The 4,042-nt window shown below is 42.7% G+C and carries 3 rRNA genes; all 3 read right to left on the reverse strand.

From position 1 onward, the window contains the following. Window positions 1-76, reverse strand: a 16S ribosomal RNA gene (locus D2A34_RS26405); the annotation flags it as partial. 1,097 nt (window positions 77-1,173) lie between these two features. Then, window positions 1,174-1,290 (reverse strand): 5S ribosomal RNA (gene rrf, locus D2A34_RS26415). A gap of 194 nt (window positions 1,291-1,484) precedes the next feature. Further along, window positions 1,485-4,042, reverse strand: a 23S ribosomal RNA gene (locus D2A34_RS26420); the annotation flags it as partial.

The following is a 4,042-nucleotide window of genomic DNA, read 5'->3' on the forward strand; positions in this document are numbered from 1 at the left end:
AACTTCATCGCTCGACTTGCATGTGTTAAGCACGCCGCCAGCGTTCGTCCTGAGCCAGGATCAAACTCTCAATAAAAAGTTTAATCTTAGCTTACTCAAATAAAGAATTGCTGGTTTACTTAAATGTTTTTTATATATTCTGTTCAATTTTCAAAGACCAATTTCTCTCTTACAATTACTGTTGTAATATTTTGTTGTTTGCTGTCGTTTCTGACAACTTAATCAGTATATCATCGCGTTCAGAACCTGTCAATAACTTTTTCAAAAAACTTTTAAACTTATTTCAGTAAGTTCTCTCAATCTTAAGCTACTGATTCTAAATCTTTCAGCGAGGAATTACATCATATCATCACTGTTTATACTTATCAACAACCTTTTAAAATCCTTATCGACTTCTTTCGAGTTGTTTATATGTTTCAGCGACGTGTTTTATCTTAACATCCCTACTACATTTATATTATTTGATTTTTCACCATTTAATGATATTATTATTATTTTTCACAATAATTCTCTGTTATTCTAAGTTTTATGGTTATTGATACGCCCGCCGTAGTTGTTAGACTAATTCTCTATAAATATAGTGTATTTATACATATTTTCCCTTAAACTTAGTAAACTTATTATTAACAATCCCAATCGCAATAACTTATATATATTTTTGTACTCCTAAACAATTAACTATTTTATCGTTGCTATAATTCCTATATCTCACTACATATCTTTAATATGCATATTATACTTTTTCCTTTTAGTTCTTTACCCCATAGCCACGAGGCCTTAACTTGCTTAATCCAGACTCTATAGTAATGATTGGTTGACAGTTTTTATGACCGATGTAGTAATCAAATAGGAGCTCTACCAGATCAATTACTCCCTTAACACTAAATAAAAATAAGTGTAAATGTTTAACTATTTATTTATAACTCTTAATTAAACATCATGCTTCACTTCAAAAGTATAAGATTGTTTCTTTAATTAATTCCAAATATAATTATTATATAAACATGTCAATTTAAAAATATCCACATTAATAAGAAATAATCCACATGCATATTACAATACATTGTGGATTATTTCTTATTTTTCTCTACCCAAATATTTATTTATATAGTAATCATAAGAACTTTTTTACTGTAAATAAAAAAGATAGTCATTACAACTATCTTTTAACTTACCTCGCAACGTCCTACTCTGCCACACAGTCGCCCGTGCAGTACCATCGGCGCTATAGACCTTAACTTTCCTGTTCGGAATGGGAAGGAGTGTTACCTCTATGCCATCATCACGAGATGCTAGTTCATTCCAAATCTCTGATTTGGTCTAATGAACTGTACACCAACGAACGAATGTGAGTTAGTGTTTCCTTTAAAAAGAAACTTTAATTCATACTATTCATTTGGTTTTCAGTATTCACATACTTGAAAGAACCTTGTTCTTTCAAAATTGCACATAGTTTCTTTAATGTATTACAACTTGATTATTTATTGGTCAAGCCCTCGACCTATTAGTATCAGTCAGCTAAATATGTTACCATACTTACACCTCTGACCTATCAACCTTGTAGTCTTCAAGGGGTCTTACTAGCTTACGCTATGGGAAATCTAATCTTGAGGTGGGCTTCACACTTAGATGCTTTCAGCGTTTATCCCTTCCCGACTTAGCTACCCAGCTATGCTTCTGGCGAAACAACTGGTACACCATAGGTCAGTCCATCCCGGTCCTCTCGTACTAAGGACAGCTCCTCTCAAATTTCCTACGCCCGCGACGGATAGGGACCGAACTGTCTCACGACGTTCTGAACCCAGCTCGCGTGCCGCTTTAATGGGCGAACAGCCCAACCCTTGGGACCTACTTCAGCCCCAGGATGCGACGAGCCGACATCGAGGTGCCAAACCTCCCCGTCGATGTGAACTCTTGGGGGAGATCAGCCTGTTATCCCCGAGGTAGCTTTTATCCGTTGAGCGATGGCCCTCCCACGAGGTACCACCGGATCACTAAGCCCGACTTTCGTCCCTGCTCCACTTGTAGGTGTCGCAGTCAGGCTCCCTTCTGCCTTTGCACTCTTCGAACGATTTCCGACCGTTCTGAGGGAACCTTTGGGCGCCTCCGTTACATTTTAGGAGGCGACCGCCCCAGTCAAACTGCCCACCTAACAATGTCCTGTCACCAGTTTCATGGCATCCAGTTAGAACTTCAATACTATCAGGGTGGTATCCCAACAACGACTCCACTAAGGCTGACGCCCTAGTTTCCCAGTCTCCCACCTATCCTGTACAGACAATACCGAAATTCAATGCTAAGCTACAGTAAAGCTCTACGGGGTCTTTCCGTCCAATCGCGGGTAGCGAGCATCTTCACTCGCACTACAACTTCGCCGGATTTGCAGTTGAGACAGTGCACAAGTCATTACGCCATTCGTGCGGGTCAGAACTTACCTGACAAGGAATTTCGCTACCTTAGGACCGTTATAGTTACGGCCGCCGTTTACTGGGGCTTAAGTTCACACCTTCGCGTTACCACTAAGTGTTCCCCTTAACCTTCCAGCACCGGGCAGGCGTCAGCCCCTATACATCAGCTTTCGCTTTAGCAGAGACCTGTGTTTTTGTTAAACAGTTGCTTGTGCCTATTCTCTGCGGCCTGATTTCTCAGGCACCCCTTCTCCCGAAGTTACGGGGTCAATTTGCCTAGTTCCTTAACTGCAATTCTTCCGTCGGCCTTAGGATTCTCTCCTCATCTACCTGTGTCGGTTTGCGGTACGGGCACTACTTCTCTCTCTAGATGCTTTTCTTGGAAGCATGAAATCAGATACTTCGGTTCCGTAGAACCTTCCCCATCACGCCTCAGAATTGCCAGAGCGGATTTGCCTACTCTGACTCCCTTAACGCTTAGACCAGCATCCAATAGCTGGCACATCCTATCCTTCTCCGTCACACCATCGATAATAACGATTATAGTGGTATTGGAATATCAACCAATTGTCCATCGACTACGCCTTTCGGCCTCGCCTTAGGTCCCGACTAACCCTGAGAAGACAAACTTTACTCAGGAAACCTTAGATATTCGGCCTGTAGGATTCTCGCCTACATCTCGCTACTAATGCCAACATTCTCACTCGTAATCAGTCCACCGCTCCTTACGGTACGACTTCAGCCCGATTACGACGCTCCTCTACCGCTCACACATAAGTGTGAACCCGTAGCTTCGGTGGTAAGTTTGAGCCCCGGACATTTTCGGCGCAGGATCTCTTGACTAGTGAGCTATTACGCACTCTTTTAATGAGTGGCTGCTTCTAAGCCAACATCCTAGTTGTCTTAGAAATCCCACATCCTTTTCCACTTAACTTACACTTTGGGACCTTAGCTGACGATCTGGGCTGTTTCCCTTTTGACCATGGAACTTATCTTTCACAGTCTGACTGCCGGACTGATAGTATATGGCATTCGGAGTTTGATAAGGTTCGGTAAGCGCTATGCCCCCTAGCCTATTCAGTGCTCTACCTCCACTACTCACATTTTCCGACGCTAGCCCTAAAGCTATTTCGAGGAGAACCAGCTATATCCGAGTTCGATTGGAATTTCTCCGCTATCCACAGCTCATCCCATGCTTTTTCAACAGCAACGTGGTTCGGTCCTCCACGAGGTTTTACCCTCGCTTCAACCTGGCCATGGATAGGTCACCCGGTTTCGGGTCTACAGCATGCAACTAGTCGCCCTATTAAGACTCGGTTTCCCTTCGGCTCCGTACCTTAAGTACTTAACCTTGCTACATACCGTAACTCGTTGGCTCGTTCTACAAAAAGCACATCATCACACACATAAGGTGCTTTGATCGGTTGTAGGCACATGGTTTCAGGTTCTATTTCACTCCCCTCCCGGGGTTCTTTTCACCTTTCCCTCACGGTACTGCTTCACTATCGGTCATCAGGTAGTATTTAGCCTTGGGAGGTGGTCCTCCCTGCTTCCCACAAGGTTTCACGTGTCTCGTGGTACTCTGGTGCAGAACTGATTATCATAGTTTTCACTTACGGGACTATTACCCCCTA

This window comes from Clostridium chromiireducens, from assembly GCF_003575225.1.
GTDB lineage: Bacteria > Bacillota > Clostridia > Clostridiales > Clostridiaceae > Clostridium > Clostridium chromiireducens.